This is a genomic window from Lysobacter terrestris (genome assembly GCF_014489475.1).
Taxonomy (GTDB): domain Bacteria; phylum Pseudomonadota; class Gammaproteobacteria; order Xanthomonadales; family Xanthomonadaceae; genus Agrilutibacter; species Agrilutibacter terrestris.
Genome location: NZ_CP060820.1, coordinates 3043862 through 3058699, shown reverse-complemented (window position 1 = coordinate 3058699; position 14838 = coordinate 3043862). Strand labels below are relative to the sequence as shown.

Genomic DNA, 14838 nt, shown 5'->3' with positions numbered 1-14838 from the left:
GTCGCCGCTGAAGCCGTTGGCGAAGTCGAATCGACACCCGCCGTCCGCGTTGCCGCCGCAACGGTTGCGCCGACGAATGCCGATCAGGAGCAGGCTGTCGTGGTCACGGACGAAGCGATCGAACCCGCTATCGTGCCGGCACCGGAAGCAGTGGAAGCGGAAGTCGTCACCGACGTCGTCATCGACATCGACGAACGCCCCGACACCGGCGCGCTGACCAATGCGCTGCCGGGCGACAGCGGCCATGTCGCTGCGAACGTCAGCGCCGAAGTCGAACCGGCGGCGACCGCATCGGTGGGCATCGATGAGGAGCCGGCGGCCGCCGCGGCCTCGCAGCTGCCGATCGAGGAACTGCCGCGCACCGCCGGCCTGTTCGACGACGTGCCGCAACCGCTCGCGCCCGCCCCGGCCGATGCCGCGGCCAAGGTCGCCAGCCAGGACAGCGACAACCAGCGCGTGTAAGCGCGCCTGGTCCGCACTCCGCAAAGCAGAACGGCCGCAGTTGCGGCCGTTTCTGTTTCCAGCTTCGATTCGGTTCTAACTAGGTTCGGGCCACGCACCCGATCCGCGCGACGCTTACGCCGTCGCCGGATCCAGCATGCCGTGCTGACGCAACAGGCGCACCAGCGCGACCGTGTCGCCGATGCCGAGCTTGGAAAACAGCCGCGACTTGTGCGTGTTGATCGTCTTCGCGCTCAGGCTCAATCGTTGCGCGATGTCGTGCTGGCGGATGCCCTGTGCCAGCAACAAGCCGACCTCCAGTTCGCGTGCGGTGAGTGCATCGACCGGCTTCGCGCTGCCGTCGAGGCCCGACAGCGCCATGCTCCGGGCGACGGAACTGGCGAGGTAGCGCTTGCCGCGCGCGACCTCGCGCACTGCCGTCAGCAGTTCCTGCGCGTCGCCGCCCTTGCCGACGTAGCCGGAGGCTCCGGCTTCGATCAGCCGCCGCGGCATCGGACCGTCTTCAAGCACCGAAACGATGATCACCCGCGGCCCATGGCCGCCCTGGGCGATGCGTTCGGTGACTTCGAGCCCGCTCAGGCCCTGCAGGTGCAGGTCGCAGAGGACCACGTCGGGTTTCAGCCTGCGGATCAACGGCAATGCGGCTTCGCCGCTTTCCGCTTCCCCGACCACTTCGATGTCGGCCTGTGCCGACAGGATCATGTGCATGCCTGCGCGCACCAGCGCGTGGTCGTCCACGATCAAGACGCGAATACCCATCCTTGGTCCACCCTGAAATGAAACTCCTGGCCGGAGCGTAGCCCGGAGCCGATGCCCCGCACAACCGTCCCCGGGACACGGGACACGGCGCGCGAATCCACGCAAACTTGCCGCATCCTTCGCCCGCACCACGGACATCCGATGCGCCGCCACCTCGAGCTTGCCCTCCTCGCCTGTACCCTCGCCCTGCCCGCCTGCGCGCGCCCCGTCCCGGAGACCGCTCCGGCACCGGCATCCACCGCGGCGAAGGCATGGCTGGCCGACGTCAGCGCCATCGCCGATGCCGACGCGTCGCAGGGCCGCCGCACCGCCATCGGCAAGCGCCTGGATACGCTCGGCATCCGTTGGGCCAACGTCCCGTTCGAGATCGACGGACAGCACGGCACCAACATCCTCGCCGCCGTCAGCGGCGATACCGGTGCGCCGCTGCTGCTGCTCGGCGCGCATTCGGACCAGGTCAGCAAGGGCGAAGGCGCGACCGACAACGCCTCGGGCAGCGCCACCGTGCTGGCGCTCGCCGAGCGGTTGAAGGCCAGGCCGCTTGCGAACCATCGCGTCGCGGTCGCGTTCTGGGACCTCGAGGAAAAAGGCCTGCTCGGCTCCAAGGCCTACGTGGCCGCGGGCAAGGACAAGCCGACGCTGTACGTGAACTTCGACGTGTTCGCCTGGGGCGACACGGTGTGGATGATGACGCCGGACGCCGAAGGCGCGCTCACGCGCGCAAGCCAGGATGCAACGAAGAGCATCGGCCTGAAGCTCTCGGCCGGCGAGCAGTACCCGCCGACCGACCACCTCGCCTTCCTCAAGTCCGGCTGGCCCGCCGTGTCGTACTCGCTGATCGGCGCCGACGAGATCACCGGCATCCTCGATGCCTACGCCGGCAAGACGCCCAAGGCGATGCCCAAGGTGATGCAGGTCATCCACACCGACGGCGACACGCTGGCGCAGGTCGACGCCAATGCCGCCGCGCGCGGCGTCGATGCCGTGGAAGCCGCGCTGCGCCGCTGGGACGCCGAGTCCGCGTCCGCTACGACGTCGTCGACCACCGCGAAGTGATCAGCGCAACAGCAGTTTGATCAGCTTGGCCGGGAAGCCGCCGTAAGGCGGCTTCAACCGGTCCGATAACGTCCAGCGCGACTGCCGCAGCACCGGCATCGCCTTGCTGAAGGTCACAAAGCCATCGTGGCCGTGGTACTGGCCCATGCCGCTCGCACCGACGCCGCCGAACGGCAGGTTGCTGCAGGCGTACTGCAGCAGGGTCTCGTTGATGCACACGCCGCCGGCAACGGTGTTGCCGAGCAGGCGTTCGATCTCGTCGCGATCGTGGCCGAAGTGGTACAGCGCGAGCGGCCGGTCGTGCGCGTTGATGTAGTCGATCACTTCATCGAAGCGGCGATAGGTGCGGATCGGCAGGATCGGCCCGAAGATCTCCTCCTGCATCACCTTCGCATCGTCGCCCGGCTGCATCACCAGCGTCGGCGGCAGCAAGCGCCGCGATTCGGCCTGCTGCGGATCCTTCAGCTGCACCAGCGGCACGACGTCCACGCCGCGGGCGCGCGCATCGTCCAGGTAGCCGCGCAGACGGCGGTAATTGCCTTCGTTGATGATCGTCGTGTAGTCGGGGCTGTGTTCGATGTCCGGGTAGCGCGATGTCACTTCGTTGCGCAATGCCTGCACGAATTCGTCGCGGCGCGACTCCGGCACCAGCACGTAATCCGGCGCGATGCAGGTCTGCCCGCCGTTGAACAGCTTGCCGGTGGCGATGCGTGTCGCCGTGGTTGCCATCGGCGCGTCGGCGCCGACCACTGCCGGCGACTTGCCGCCGAGTTCGAGCGTCACCGGCGTCAGGTTCGGCGCCGCGGCCGCCATGATCTTGCGACCCACCGCAGTCGAACCGGTGAACATGATGTGGTCGAACGGCAGCGACGCGAACGCCGCCGCGACGTCGGCACCGCCCACGGCCATGGCGACGCGGTCTTCCGGAAAAACCTCGGTGAGCAGCTCGCGCAGGAACTGGTTGGTGCGCGGGTTGTACTCCGACGGCTTGAGGTAGACGTGGTTGCCGGCGGCGATGGCGGTCGCCAGCGGCACCAGCGAGATGTTGACCGGGTAGTTCCACGGGCCGATCACGCCGACGACGCCCAGCGGCACATGCCGCACCTGCGCGCTCGCCGGCCACAGGCGCCAGCCCACGCCGCGACGTTGCGGCTTCATCCAGCGGCGCAGGTTGGCGAGCATGTGGTCGAGCTCGGCCAGCACGGTCATGCCGTCGGCGAGCAGGCTCTCATGGGTCGAGCGATGGCCGAAGTCGGCGCTCACCGCCGCGGCCATGTCGTCCAGGCGCGCATGGAACGCCGCACGCAGGCGCTGCAGGTCGTCGCGCCGCTGCGTGTAATCGGGGCGCCGCTGCTGCCACGCCTGGCGCAGTCGCTGCAGCGTGGGGGCAAGGTCTTCGACGGGAGTGGCGGCGGCGATATCCATTGGCGGCACGTGCGGGAACCTACGGGCAAGTATGGCGGAAGCCTGCCGGTATTGCGTGCCACAGGTCAGGGATTGGCGGAACGCGACGCAGCCCGCGGCAAGGCGCGGTCGTACGCCTAGTGCTGCCTTGCTCCGGGAGCCGCGACGACTTGCTGACGCGATGGCCGCCTTCCTATGCTCCGACGCTGGGCAGAGCACTGGGGACGCTTCGTGATCATCGACATCACCTGCAGGACGGATCGCTTCAACCTGTCGATCGTCGGTCCCGATTTCATCAACGATTGCTGCTTCGGCGAAGACTTCTCGCGCTGGCTGGTCGCGGCCCTGCCCGCGGCCGGCGTGCAGGCCGACGTGATCTGCATGGAGGATTTCGGCTGGGCGAACCAGGCCGAGTACCAGGGCATCACCTACCTGATGTGCGTGGCCGGCAACTCCGACGAAGACCCGCAGCGTCCCAACCAGGGCGAGTGGCACGTGATGCTGGAGCGCCAGCGCTCCTTTGCCGAAAAGCTGCTCGGAAGGAACAGGATCTCCCGCGACGACGCGATCGTAGACAGGGTCGTCGCGACGTTGCGCGAAGCCGGGTATGCGGATGTCAGCGTGGAAGCTTGAACGCGGTTTCCTGACGGTTTTCCACGCCACGGACACGTTCACCCGGTTGGGTGATGCGCCTGTTCAGCCCTCAATTGCGTGCGGCTTGGGCGCAGTATTTCTCGCCATGCCACATTGCACCGTCCGATACAGCGTGCGACTCACCCCCAGGCGCGATGACGTCCGCGGGATGGATGCCATCGGCATCTTCAGCGAAGAACGCACGCCCGATGAACTGGGCCAGCCCGGCAAGTTGATCTCGCGACGACTCAACACCTTCAGCGGCCCTTCCGGCTACGCCATCCGCGAGCAGATCACCCGCGGCGACGCGTGGCAGATGGACGTGCTGGACCGCATCGGCCCGCTGGAGTGGGACAGCTAGCCCATCCGCGGGATCGCAAGTTCGTGATCGTGGCGGAAGCGGTGGGATTCGAACCCACGGTGGTATCGCTACCACGCCGGTTTTCAAGACCGGTGCCTTAAACCGCTCGGCCACACTTCCGTTGTTCTGTCACGTCGCGCGACGCGAGCGTGCATGCCCCCGTTGGCGCGGGCATGCCCCGCCAACGCGGGGCGCGCATTCTCTCACGCCGGTTCGGCGCTGTGCTCGCGCGGCTTGCGCTTGCCTTTGGTTGCAGGCGCGTCCGCGGCTTCGGCTTCCTGGCTGCCCTTCTTTTCGCCCTTCTTCAAGCCCTGCGGGCATGGGCCGGGAATGTCGCCGCACTGCAGCCGCGCGGCTTCCACCATCGGCGGCACGCGTTCGGCGAGGAAGTCGATGAACACCCGCACCGCCGGCAGCAGCCCGCGGCGCGATGCGAACACGGCGTGGAAGATGCCCTGCGGCAGGCGCCAATCCGGCAGCACCACTTCCAGTTCGCCATTGCGCACGGCTTCGGCGCACACGGTTTCGGGCAGCATGGTGATGCCGACGCCCTGCGTCGCCAGCGCCATCAGCATCGGGAAGTCGAAGCCGGCCACGCGCGGCTTCAGTTCGACGCGGCGCACCTCGCCGTTGGGGCCGTGCAGCTCCCAGCGCTGGTGCGCCTCGTCCTCGTTCATGCTCAGCGTCACGTGCTGGGCGAGATCGTCGGGATTGGTCGGCCGACCCATGCGCTTGAGGTAGCCCGGGCTGGCCACCAGCAGCTCCTGGATCTGGCCGAAGTTGCGCATCACCAGGCTGCCGTCGTCGTCGAGGCGGTTGCGCACGCGCAGGGCGACGTCGATGCCTTCGTTGATGATGTCGACGCGGCGGTTGCTGACATGCAACTGCACGCGCACCTGCGGGAACTTGGCGAGGAATTCCGGCAACAGCTTCGGCATCTGCTGTTGCGCCATTCCCACCGGCACGCTCACTCGGATCACGCCACGCGGCTCCGCGCTGAGGCGATCGACGACTTCGCGCGCGGCTTGCGCCTCGGCGAGCATCGATTGCGCGTGGCGATACACGCTGTGGCCGACTTCGGTGACGGCGAAGCGGCGCGTCGAACGCTGCAGCAGGCGCACGCCCAGGTCCGTCTCGAGCTGGCTGATGCGGCGGCTGAGGCGCGACTTGGGGATGCCCAGCGCGCGTTCGGCGGCGGCGAAGCCTTGGTGATCCACCACGGCGGCGAAGTAATAGAGGTCGTTGAGGTCCTGCATGGCCATTATCCCGAAATCAGAACAGTCAGTGGTATTAGACCTGCTTTATCCTATCCACGCAACAGTAGAAAGTGGCGTCCAAGGCGGCTACCGGCCGCATCCAAGTGGAGAGACCCATGAAGCTGTTGCATATCGACTCCGCCGCCACTGGCGCCGGCTCCGTAACCCGTGAACTCACTTCCGCCATAGTCGCACGCTGGCAGGACGCCGTGCCTGGCCTGAAGGTCAGCTACCGCGACCTGGATAGCGCGCCGCTGCCCCACCTGACCGGCCCGGTCCTGGCCAAGGTCGACCAGGCCGTCGCCGAAGCCGGCGAACAGGCCCTCACCCAGTTCCTCGACAGCGACGTCATCGTGATCGGCGCGCCGATGTACAACTTCAGCGTGCCCTCCACCCTGAAGGCGTGGATCGACCGCGTGGCCGTGGCCGGTCGCACCTTCCGCTACACCGAGAACGGCCCCGAGGGGCTGGCCAAGGGCAAGCGCGTGGTGATCGCGAGCGGTCGCGGCGGCCTCTACGGCGACGACAGCCCGGCCGATTTCCAGGAAGCCTACCTGCGCCAGGTGTTCGGTTTCCTGGGCGTGACCGACATCGAGTTCGTGCGTGCCGAAGGCGTGGCGTATTCGCCGCAGCACCGCGCCGATGCGCTGGCGGGTGCGAAGGCTGCCATCCGCGAGCCGCTGCGCGAAGCGGCCTGATCCGGCAACCGCGTTTCCTCGCCCTCCCCTGCGCCGGAAACGCAACGGGCCCGCATTGCGGGCCCGTTTTTTTGTCGAATGTCGAAGCAGCACTTCTGGAACTCGCGGCGCTCGCCTCCCCTCATCAGCCCTTCGGGCAGCTTCTCCCCGCATGCGGGGAGAAGCGTTGGGAGTCGGTCAACCCAATCGCGTCAGGCGATCTGTTCGGCGCCACCCATGTACCCACGCAGCGCTTCCGGCACGGTGATCGAACCGTCCGCGTTCTGGTAGTTCTCCATCACCGCGATCAGCGCGCGGCCCACGGCCACGCCCGAGCCATTGAGCGTATGCACCAGTTCCGGCTTGCCGGTCGCGGGATTGCGCCAGCGCGCCTGCATGCGACGGGCCTGGAACGACTCGCAGTTGGAGCAGGAGGAAATCTCGCGGTAGGTGTCCTGCGACGGCAGCCAGACTTCCAGGTCGTAGGTCTTGGTCGCGGCGAAGCCCATGTCGCCCGTGCACAGCAGCACGCGGCGGTACGGCAGGCCGAGCTTTTCCAGCACCACTTCGGCGCAGCGGGTCATGCGCTCGTGCTCGGCGTAGCTCTCGTCCGGTGCGGTGATCGACACCAGCTCGACCTTCTCGAACTGGTGCTGGCGGATCATGCCGCGCGTATCGCGGCCGTGGCTGCCGGCTTCGGCGCGGAAGCACATCGAATGCGCGGTCATCCGCAGCGGCAGCGCGTCGGCTTCGACGATCTCGTCGCGCACGATGTTGGTGAGCGGCACTTCGGAAGTCGGGATCAAGTAACGCCTGTGCGCGTGCTCGCCCTCGCCCACGGTCGTGGCGAACAGGTCGTCCTCGAACTTCGGCAGCTGGCCGGTGCCGCGCATCGAATCGGCGTTGACCAGCAGCGGCACGTTGGTTTCCTGGTAGCCGTGCTCGCCGGCGTGCAGGTCGAGCATGAACTGCGCCAGCGCCCGGTGCAGGCGCGCCAGTTGGCCGCGCAGCACGGTGAAGCGGGCGCCGCTGAGCTTGGCGGCGGTGTCGCCGTCCAGCCAGCCGTTGCGCGCGCCGAGTTCGACGTGGTCCTTGACCGGGAAATCGAACGCGCGCGGCGTGCCCCAGCGATGCTGCTCGACGTTGTGCGCCTCGTCCTGGCCCAGCGGCACGGACTCGTGCGGAATGTTGGGAATGCCCAGGGCGATGGCTTCGATCTGTCCACGGATGTCTTCCAGGCGCGCCTCGGACGCCTTCAGTTCCTCGCCGAAGCCGGCGACTTCCGCCATCAGCGCGGACACGTCCTCGCCCTTCGCCTTGGCCTGGCCGATCGCCTTGCTGCGGGTATTGCGCAGGTTCTGCAGCTCCTGCGTGCGGACCTGGATCTGCTTGCGCTCGCTTTCCAGCGATTCCAGCGCGGCGGCGTCGAGCACGAAGCCACGGGTGTCGCGCAGGCGCGTGGCGAGTTCGGCGGGGTTCTGGCGCAGCAGGGTCGGGTCGAGCATGGCAGGCGGTGGGGGCAAAGGTGACGAAGCTCGCGATTATCGCAGGCTTGCTCCGTGGATTGCCCAATTATTAACAAGCCCCCGGTCACCATCGGACCGTCCCCCGACCTTGTCCGCCATGCCTAACAGTCCCGCCGCGTCGCAACCGCCCCATCGCCCCTTCGACATCGCCGCCTGGCTCCCGTCCCGACGCGCCCTGCTCTGGGCAATCGGCGCTTTCGTGCTCGGCCTGGTGCTGTTCCTGCTGGTCTGGCGTGGCGGCGACAACGATTTCTACCGCGCTGGCCCGGCGGCACCGACGGCCGCGAGTCCGCAGTACGCGCCCTTGCCCGCGCCCATCGCCGGCTCCGGTTCGGAGGACGTCAGCGACGTGCCCGCATCCGAGCCGCACGCTGGTGACGAGCAGCCGCGCCTGGTCGAAACCGCCCCGCCCGCGCCGCCGCCGGTCGCACCGACGGCGCCCGCGCCTCGCCCCGCGGCCCCGGTCGCCACGTCCCAACCGCAACCGGTGTCGACGCCGGCACCCAAGTACCCGTCGCAGTCGCTGCGCCGGGGCGAACAGGGCACGGTGATGGTGAGCGCGGAGATCGGCGCCGATGGCGTCCCCACCTCGGTCGACGTCGCCCGCAGCAGCGGTTCGCGCTATCTCGACCGTGCCGCGGTGGATGCCGTGCGCCGCTGGCGGTTCCGCCCGGCCATGGCCGATGGACGCCCGACCAGCGGGCGCGTGCAGGTGCCGATCAGCTTCCAGAACTGAGGTGCATCGGCGCAGCTGCGCGCGGCGCCGGCCTCAATCGCGTAGTGCCATTCCCGCCCCGGTCGCGAGCGCGACGAAACCGGGGAACGAGGTCGCGACATTGGCGACGTCGTCGATGCGCACCTCGCCCGCGGCCAGTTGCGCGGCCACGGCGAAGCTCATCGCGATACGGTGGTCGCCGTGGCTGTCGATGGCGCCACCTTGCAGGCGCCCGCCTTCGATGAGCGCGCCGTCCGGCGCCTCCTCGACCCGGATGCCGAGCGCACGCAGGCCGGCGGCCATCGTGGCGATGCGATCGGATTCCTTGACCCGCAACTCCGCCGCGCCGCTGACGCGGGTACGGCCGCGCGCGCACGCGGCGGCCACGAACAGCGCCGGGAACTCGTCGATCATGTCCGGCACGATCGCCGCCGGCACGTCGATGCCGTGCAGCGGCGCATGCCGGACCAGCAGGTCGGCCACCGGTTCGCCACCCTGCTCGCGCCGGTTCTGCTCGCGGATGTCGGCGCCCATCGCGCGCAATGCTTCCAGCAAACCGGTGCGTCGCGGGTTCATGCCGACGGCTTCGATCAGCAGTTCCGAGCCCGGCACCAGCGTCGCTGCGACGATGAAGAACGCCGCCGAGGAGAAGTCCGCCGGCACGTCGACATCGATCGCCGTCAGCCGGTGTCCGCCGCGCAAGCGCGCGAACCCCGGCGCGAATTCGATCGGCCAGCCGAAGGCGGAGAGCATGCGCTCGGCGTAGTCGCGGGTCGGATGCGCTTCGCGCACGATGGTTTCGCCCGTGGCGTACAGGCCGGCCAGCAACAGCGCGGACTTCACCTGCGCGCTGGCGACCGGCGTGGTCGTTTCCACGCCGCGCAGGCCTGCGCCGCCGTGGATGCGCAGCGGCGGCAGGCCGTCGGGCTCGCTGTCGATGCGTGCGCCCATCGTCGCCAACGGCTCGATCACCCGCCGCATCGGCCGCTTCGACAGCGAGGCATCGCCGATCAGCGTGCTGTCGAAGGCCTGCGCCGCCAGCAACCCCGCCAGCAGGCGCATGCCGGTGCCGGCATTGCCGCAATCCAGCGCCCCATCGGTGCCGCGCAGGCCGTGCAGGCCGACGCCGTGCACGATGCGCTCGCCGGCGCTGGGCGCTTCGATGCGGACGCCCAGTTGCGCGAAGACGCGCGCGGTGGCGCGGGTGTCCTCGCCTTCGAGGAACCCCGCGATGCGCGTGGTGCCCTCGGCGATCGCGCCGAGCATTACCGCGCGATGCGACACCGACTTGTCGCCCGGCACGCGGATCGTCCCGGTGAGCGCGCGGCCCGGCGCGGCGATCCAGCTGGAAGGCACTTCGTCGCTCATCCGATGACCTGATCCAGCGCCGCCAGCAGGCGCACGTTCTCGTCGTGGGTGCCGACGGTGACGCGCAGGCAATCGCCCAGGCCATAACCGCCCATCGGCCGCAGCACGACGCCCTGTGCGATCAGCGCGGCTTCGACCAGCGCCGTGTTCGGGCCGAATTCGACCAGCAGGAAATTGGTCTGGGACGGGAATACGCGCAAGCCGCGCTGCGCCAGTTCAACCGCGAGCCACGCGCGTTCGTCGCGATTGCGCCGCAGGGATTCCTGCAGGTACTCGGTGTCGTCGAGCACCGCTTCGCAGGCGGCGAGCGCGGGGCCGTTGACGTTGAAGCTCTCGCGCACGCGCTCCATCACCGCGACCAGCCCCGGTGCGCCGAGCAGGTAGCCGACGCGCAGCCCCGCCAGGCCGTAGGCCTTGCTGAAGGTGCGGGTGATCGCGAGGTTGGAATGCCGCGCGAGCAGCGGCAGCGCGCTGGCGTAGTCCGGCGCATCCGCCATTTCCGCATAGGCCTCGTCGAAGACGACGATGACATGCGCGGGAATCCGTGCGACGAAGGCTTCCAGCGCCTCGCGGCCGAACCAGGTGCCGGTGGGGTTGTTGGGATTGGCCACGTACACCAGCTTGGTCGCCGGGGTGATCGCGGCAATGATGCCGTCGAGGTCGTGCCCCAACGGCATGCTGGCGTGGTCGCTCGGCAAGGCGGCGACCACGCGCGCGATCGCGCCCGCGCATTGCGTCGCCAGCGCGAACACCGCGAAGCCGTAGCGCGAGAACACGACTTCGTCGCCCTCGCCCGCGAACACCTGGCCCAGTTGCATCAGCAGTTCGTGCGAGCCGTTGCCGAGCAGGATCCGTTCGACTTCCACGCCGTGCCTCGCCGCCAGTGCGCGCTTCAGGTCGAGGCCGAGCGGGTCGGGATAACGGTGCAGCGAATGCAGCTGGTCCAGGATCGCCATGCGCGCGGCCGGCGACGGCCCGTAGGGGTTCTCGTTGGAGCCGAGTTCGACCAGGTTGTCGACGCCGAACTTGCGGCGGAACGCCACCAGGTCGTGCCCGGGGTCGTAGGCGCGCAGCCCCTGCACGCCGCGCGACGCGCGTGCGGCGAACCAGGCTTCGTCACGCACCGCATCCGATGCGATCGCGCTCACGAGATCGCCACCGGGTAGGACCCCAGCACCTTCACTTCCTGCGCGAAGTCGGCGACCTCGGCGAGCGCGCGGTGCATGGCCTCTTCCTGTGCGTGCCCGGCGATGTCGATGAAGAACGCGTATTGCCACAGTCCGGTGTGGCCGGGCCGCGATTCGATCCGGTTCATGCTCAGGCCGTGCTTCGCGAACGGTGCGAGCACGTGGTACAGCGCGCCCGGCTGGTCCTTGATGAAGACCAGCAGCGAGGTGCGGTCGTTGCCCGACGGCGGGAACAGCTCGCGACCGAGCACCAGGAAGCGCGTGGTGTTGTCGGGGCGATCCTCGATCGGTCCGGCCAGCGACTTCAGCCCGTACACGGTCGCGGCGCTGATGCCGGCGATCGCCGCCGCATCGTCGGCGTTGCGCGCGCGCTTGGCGCCGTCGGCATTGCTCGACACCGGGATCTTCTCGGCCTTCGGCAGGTACTGGCGCAGCCACGCCTTGCACTGCGCGAACGATTGCGGATGGGCGTAGACGCGCTCGATGTCTTCCAGACGGCCGGCGCGGGACAGCAGGTGCTGGTGCACGCGCAGCTCGACCTCGCCGCAGATCCTCAGGCCGGAGGTCAGGAACATGTCCAGCGTCGACTGGATCGTGCCCTGGGTGGAGTTCTCCACCGGCACCACGCCGAAGTCGGCGTGGCCGGCTTCCACTTCCTGGAAGACTTCCTCGATGCTCGCCAGCGGCAGGCCGTGGATCGAATGGCCGAAGTGCTTGTAGACCGCCTGTTGCGAGTGCGTCCCTTCCGGGCCGAGGAAGCCGATCTTCAGCGGCTCCTGCTGGGCGAGGCAGGCCGACATAATCTCGCGGAACAGCCGCACCAGCACTTCGTCGTTGAGCGGGCCGTCGTTGCGGTCGACCACGCGGCGCAGCACCTGCGCCTCGCGCTCGGGGCGGTAGTAGTCGACCGCCGCGGCGAGCTTGCCCTTGGCCTTGCCGACCTGCTGCGCCCAGTTGGCGCGTTGCTTGATCAGGTCCTGGATCTGCCGGTCGATGCCGTCGATCTGGGCGCGCACGGCGCCCAGGTCGGGTTTGGTTTCGTTCTTACCGGCGTCCGGTTTCGTGGCTTCCCGGGTGCGGCCTGTGGCCTTGGCCGGGCTACGTTGCTTGCCCTTTGCTTTGGAGCCCTTCGTGGTCATTACCCGTGCCTTTGCCTGAAATCGCGCATGAAGTCGGCCAGCGCCTGCACGCCCGCCTCCGGCATGGCGTTGTAGATCGAAGCACGCATGCCGCCGAGCGCGCGGTGGCCCTTGAGCGAGATCAGCCCCGCGCCTTCGGCTTCCTTGAGGAAGGGCTTGTCCAGCGCTTCGTCGTGCAGGAAGAACGGCACGTTCATGCGCGAACGCACGGCCTTGTCGACCTCGTTGCGATAGAAGCCGCCCGAACCGTCGATCACGTCATAGAGCAACGCCGACTTGCGCGCGCTGCGGCGCGCGAATTCCTCGACACCGCCTTCGGCCAGCATCCACTTCACGGTCAGGCCAAGCAGGTACCAGTTCCAGCTCGGCGGCGTGTTGAGCATCGACTCGCCCTTCACGTGCGAGCGGTAGTCGAGGATGTCGGCGCGCGGCTGGCCGGCGCGCTCGAGCAGGTCGCGGCGGATGATCACCACGGTGATGCCGACCGGACCGAGGTTCTTCTGCGCACCGGCGTAGATCACGCCGAACTTCGACACGTCGAGCGGCTCGGAAGCGATGGACGAGCTGAAGTCGGCGAACAGCGGCACGTCGCCGACATCCCCGCTTCGAGGGTAATGCTCGTCGCGAAATTCGACGCCGTGGATGGTTTCGTTGGCGGTGACGTGGACATAGGCCGCGTCCTTCGACAGCTGCCAGCTCTCGCGCGCCGGAATGCTACGGAAACCATCGGCTTCACTGGTCGCGGCGACATTCGCGGCGACATACGGCTTGACCTGCTTGAGCGCGGTCTTGCCCCAGTGGCCGGTGACCACGTAATCGGCAACCTGCCCGGGGGCGGCAAAGTTGAGCGGCAGCAACGCCTGCACCGTCGTCGCGCCGCCGCCGAGGAACAGCACGGCGTAGTCGTCGGGAATCGACATCAGCTTGCGCAGGTCCGCCTCGGCTTCGCTGGCCACCTGGATGAACTCGGGGCCGCGGTGGCTCAGCTCGACGATGGAAGCGCCCACGCCGTGCCAGTCCAGCATCTCCTCCTGCGCCTGGCGCAGGACGGATTCAGGGAGGGCGGCGGGACCGGCGCTGAAGTTGTGTACGCGTGACATGGATATCCTCGACTTGGCGGAAGTGGTCTTCTTGCGGCACAGGGGCTTGCCCGATGAACAAGCCGAAGGGACGACAAGGCGAGGGATGGCAGGCCAGGCGGTTGCGGTGTGCAGCCGGCCTAGTATGCCGCAGCGCAACACGCGTGGATCAAGGGTTGCACGCGCAACTTTTCGCCCCCTTATGGCCTCTGGACATATAGTCGAAGCCAGCATCGGAGTCCCCCAATGTCCCTGCGTGATGCCCTGCGCGTTCCCGCCGCCGAAATCACGGACGAACCGGTCTATCGCGATCGTCGCCGCCTGCTCGCCGCGCTGGCGGCCGTGCCCGGGCTGGGCCTGGCCGGCTGCGGCAAGGCCGCCCCGCCGCCCCCTTCAAAAGTAGTGGTCACGCCCGAGCAGGCGCGCTCGGGCTTCCGCACCAGTGAGCCGCTGACCCGCTACGAGGACGTCACCACCTACAACAACTTCTACGAATTCGGCACCGGCAAGGGCGACCCCTCGCGCGCCGACTTCACCCTGCGGCTCAAGCCGTGGAGCGTCGCCGTCGGCGGCCATTGCGCCAAGCCCGGCGTGCTCGCGCTCGACGACCTGCTCAAGGGCGTGACGCCGGAAGAGCGGATCTACCGCCTGCGCTGCGTCGAAGGCTGGTCGATGGTGATCCCTTGGCTGGGCGTGCCGCTGGCCGACGTGCTCAAGCGCTTCCAGCCCACGTCGAAGGCGAAGTACGTCGCCTTCACCACGCTCAACGATCCCAAGCAGATGCCGGGCCAGCGCTACCCCGCGCTGGAATGGCCCTACCGCGAGGGCCTGCGCATCGACGAAGCGATGCATCCCCTCGCCTTCCTGGTCACCGGGCTGTACGGCAAGCCGCTGCCGCAGCAGAACGGCGCGCCGCTGCGCCTGGTGGTGCCGTGGAAGTACGGCTTCAAGGGCATCAAGTCGATCGTGGCCATCACCTTCGTCGAGTCGATGCCGTTCACCAGCTGGAACGACGCACAGTCCAGCGAGTACGGCTTCTTCAGCAACGTCAATCCGAACGTCGACCACCCACGCTGGTCGCAGAAGACCGAACGCCGCATCGCCGGCACGCAGAGCAAGCTGTTCGCCGAGCGTATCCCGACGCGGATGTTCAACGGCTACGCCGAGCAGGTCGCGGGCCTCTACGCCGGCATGAACCTGCGCAAGTGGTTCTGAG

At 68.3% G+C, this 14838-nt stretch carries 14 protein-coding genes and 1 tRNA gene; 6 read left to right on the top strand and 9 right to left on the bottom strand.

The features are described 5' to 3' along the window. Window positions 1-576: 576 nt before the first annotated feature. Complete coding sequence (locus tag H8B22_RS14360) at window positions 577-1221, bottom strand: response regulator (protein WP_187712066.1); 645 nt, start codon at window positions 1219-1221, stop codon at window positions 577-579. 141 nt (window positions 1222-1362) lie between these two features. Between H8B22_RS14360 and H8B22_RS14355 the strand changes: the two genes are divergently transcribed. Further along, window positions 1363-2277, top strand: a complete 915-nt coding sequence (locus tag H8B22_RS14355) for a M28 family metallopeptidase (protein WP_187712065.1) — start codon at window positions 1363-1365, stop codon at window positions 2275-2277. Here H8B22_RS14355 and H8B22_RS14350 read toward each other — a convergent pair whose 3' ends face one another. Continuing rightward, window positions 2278-3702 carry a coniferyl aldehyde dehydrogenase gene (locus tag H8B22_RS14350; protein ID WP_208456908.1) on the bottom strand — a complete coding sequence of 475 codons (1425 nt, stop codon included), beginning with the start codon at window positions 3700-3702 and terminating at the stop codon, window positions 2278-2280. It lies immediately after the preceding gene. A 174-nt stretch (window positions 3703-3876) separates the two neighbouring features. Here H8B22_RS14350 and H8B22_RS14345 point away from each other — a divergent pair, with 174 nt between their 5' ends. Both H8B22_RS14345 and H8B22_RS14340 read left to right on the top strand, forming a co-directional pair. Then, entirely contained in the window at window positions 3877-4314 is a 438-nt protein-coding gene (locus H8B22_RS14345) for a hypothetical protein (RefSeq protein ID WP_187712064.1), read from the top strand. A 169-nt stretch (window positions 4315-4483) separates the two neighbouring features. Next, the gene (locus tag H8B22_RS14340; RefSeq protein ID WP_187712063.1) at window positions 4484-4675 is read left to right on the top strand and encodes a hypothetical protein; all 192 of its coding nucleotides are present in this window, start codon (window positions 4484-4486) and stop codon (window positions 4673-4675) included. Window positions 4676-4705: 30 nt separating this feature from the next. Here the strand turns inward: H8B22_RS14340 and H8B22_RS14335 are convergent. Further along, a tRNA-Ser gene (locus H8B22_RS14335) sits at window positions 4706-4795 on the bottom strand. A gap of 83 nt (window positions 4796-4878) precedes the next feature. Further along, window positions 4879-5931, bottom strand: a complete 1053-nt coding sequence (locus tag H8B22_RS14330) for a LysR family transcriptional regulator (RefSeq protein ID WP_187712062.1) — start codon at window positions 5929-5931, stop codon at window positions 4879-4881. A 116-nt stretch (window positions 5932-6047) separates the two neighbouring features. Between H8B22_RS14330 and H8B22_RS14325 the strand changes: the two genes are divergently transcribed. After that, the gene (locus tag H8B22_RS14325) at window positions 6048-6629 is read left to right on the top strand and encodes an FMN-dependent NADH-azoreductase (protein WP_187712061.1); all 582 of its coding nucleotides are present in this window, start codon (window positions 6048-6050) and stop codon (window positions 6627-6629) included. A gap of 191 nt (window positions 6630-6820) precedes the next feature. On the opposite strand, the gene serS is transcribed toward H8B22_RS14325, so the two are convergent. After that, window positions 6821-8113, bottom strand: coding sequence for a serine--tRNA ligase (gene serS, locus H8B22_RS14320; protein WP_187712060.1), 1293 nt, complete (start codon window positions 8111-8113; stop codon window positions 6821-6823). Window positions 8114-8231: 118 nt separating this feature from the next. Between serS and H8B22_RS14315 the strand changes: the two genes are divergently transcribed. Further along, window positions 8232-8870 carry an energy transducer TonB gene (locus H8B22_RS14315; RefSeq protein WP_187712059.1) on the top strand — a complete coding sequence of 213 codons (639 nt, stop codon included), beginning with the start codon at window positions 8232-8234 and terminating at the stop codon, window positions 8868-8870. 33 nt (window positions 8871-8903) lie between these two features. Here the strand turns inward: H8B22_RS14315 and aroA are convergent, their stop codons facing one another. From aroA to serC, 4 genes are read right to left on the bottom strand one after another with little or no spacing between them, the layout of a single operon-like run. Continuing rightward, window positions 8904-10217, bottom strand: coding sequence for a 3-phosphoshikimate 1-carboxyvinyltransferase (gene aroA / locus H8B22_RS14310; RefSeq protein ID WP_187712058.1), 1314 nt, complete (start codon window positions 10215-10217; stop codon window positions 8904-8906). Then, window positions 10214-11365 carry a histidinol-phosphate transaminase gene (gene hisC / locus H8B22_RS14305; protein ID WP_187712057.1) on the bottom strand — a complete coding sequence of 384 codons (1152 nt, stop codon included), beginning with the start codon at window positions 11363-11365 and terminating at the stop codon, window positions 10214-10216. The genes aroA and hisC overlap by 4 nt, the downstream gene beginning before the upstream one ends. Beyond that, window positions 11362-12543, bottom strand: coding sequence for a prephenate dehydratase (pheA, locus tag H8B22_RS14300; protein ID WP_187712056.1), 1182 nt, complete (start codon window positions 12541-12543; stop codon window positions 11362-11364). Before pheA ends, hisC begins: the two co-directional genes overlap by 4 nt. Then, window positions 12543-13643 (bottom strand): 3-phosphoserine/phosphohydroxythreonine transaminase, encoded by a 1101-nt coding sequence (serC, locus tag H8B22_RS14295; protein ID WP_187712055.1) that lies wholly within the window; start codon window positions 13641-13643, stop codon window positions 12543-12545. The genes pheA and serC overlap by 1 nt, the downstream gene beginning before the upstream one ends. 225 nt (window positions 13644-13868) lie before the next feature. Between serC and msrP the strand changes: the two genes are divergently transcribed. Further along, the gene (msrP, locus tag H8B22_RS14290; protein ID WP_187712054.1) at window positions 13869-14837 is read left to right on the top strand and encodes a protein-methionine-sulfoxide reductase catalytic subunit MsrP; all 969 of its coding nucleotides are present in this window, start codon (window positions 13869-13871) and stop codon (window positions 14835-14837) included. The last annotated feature ends 1 nt before the right edge of the window (window position 14838 follow it).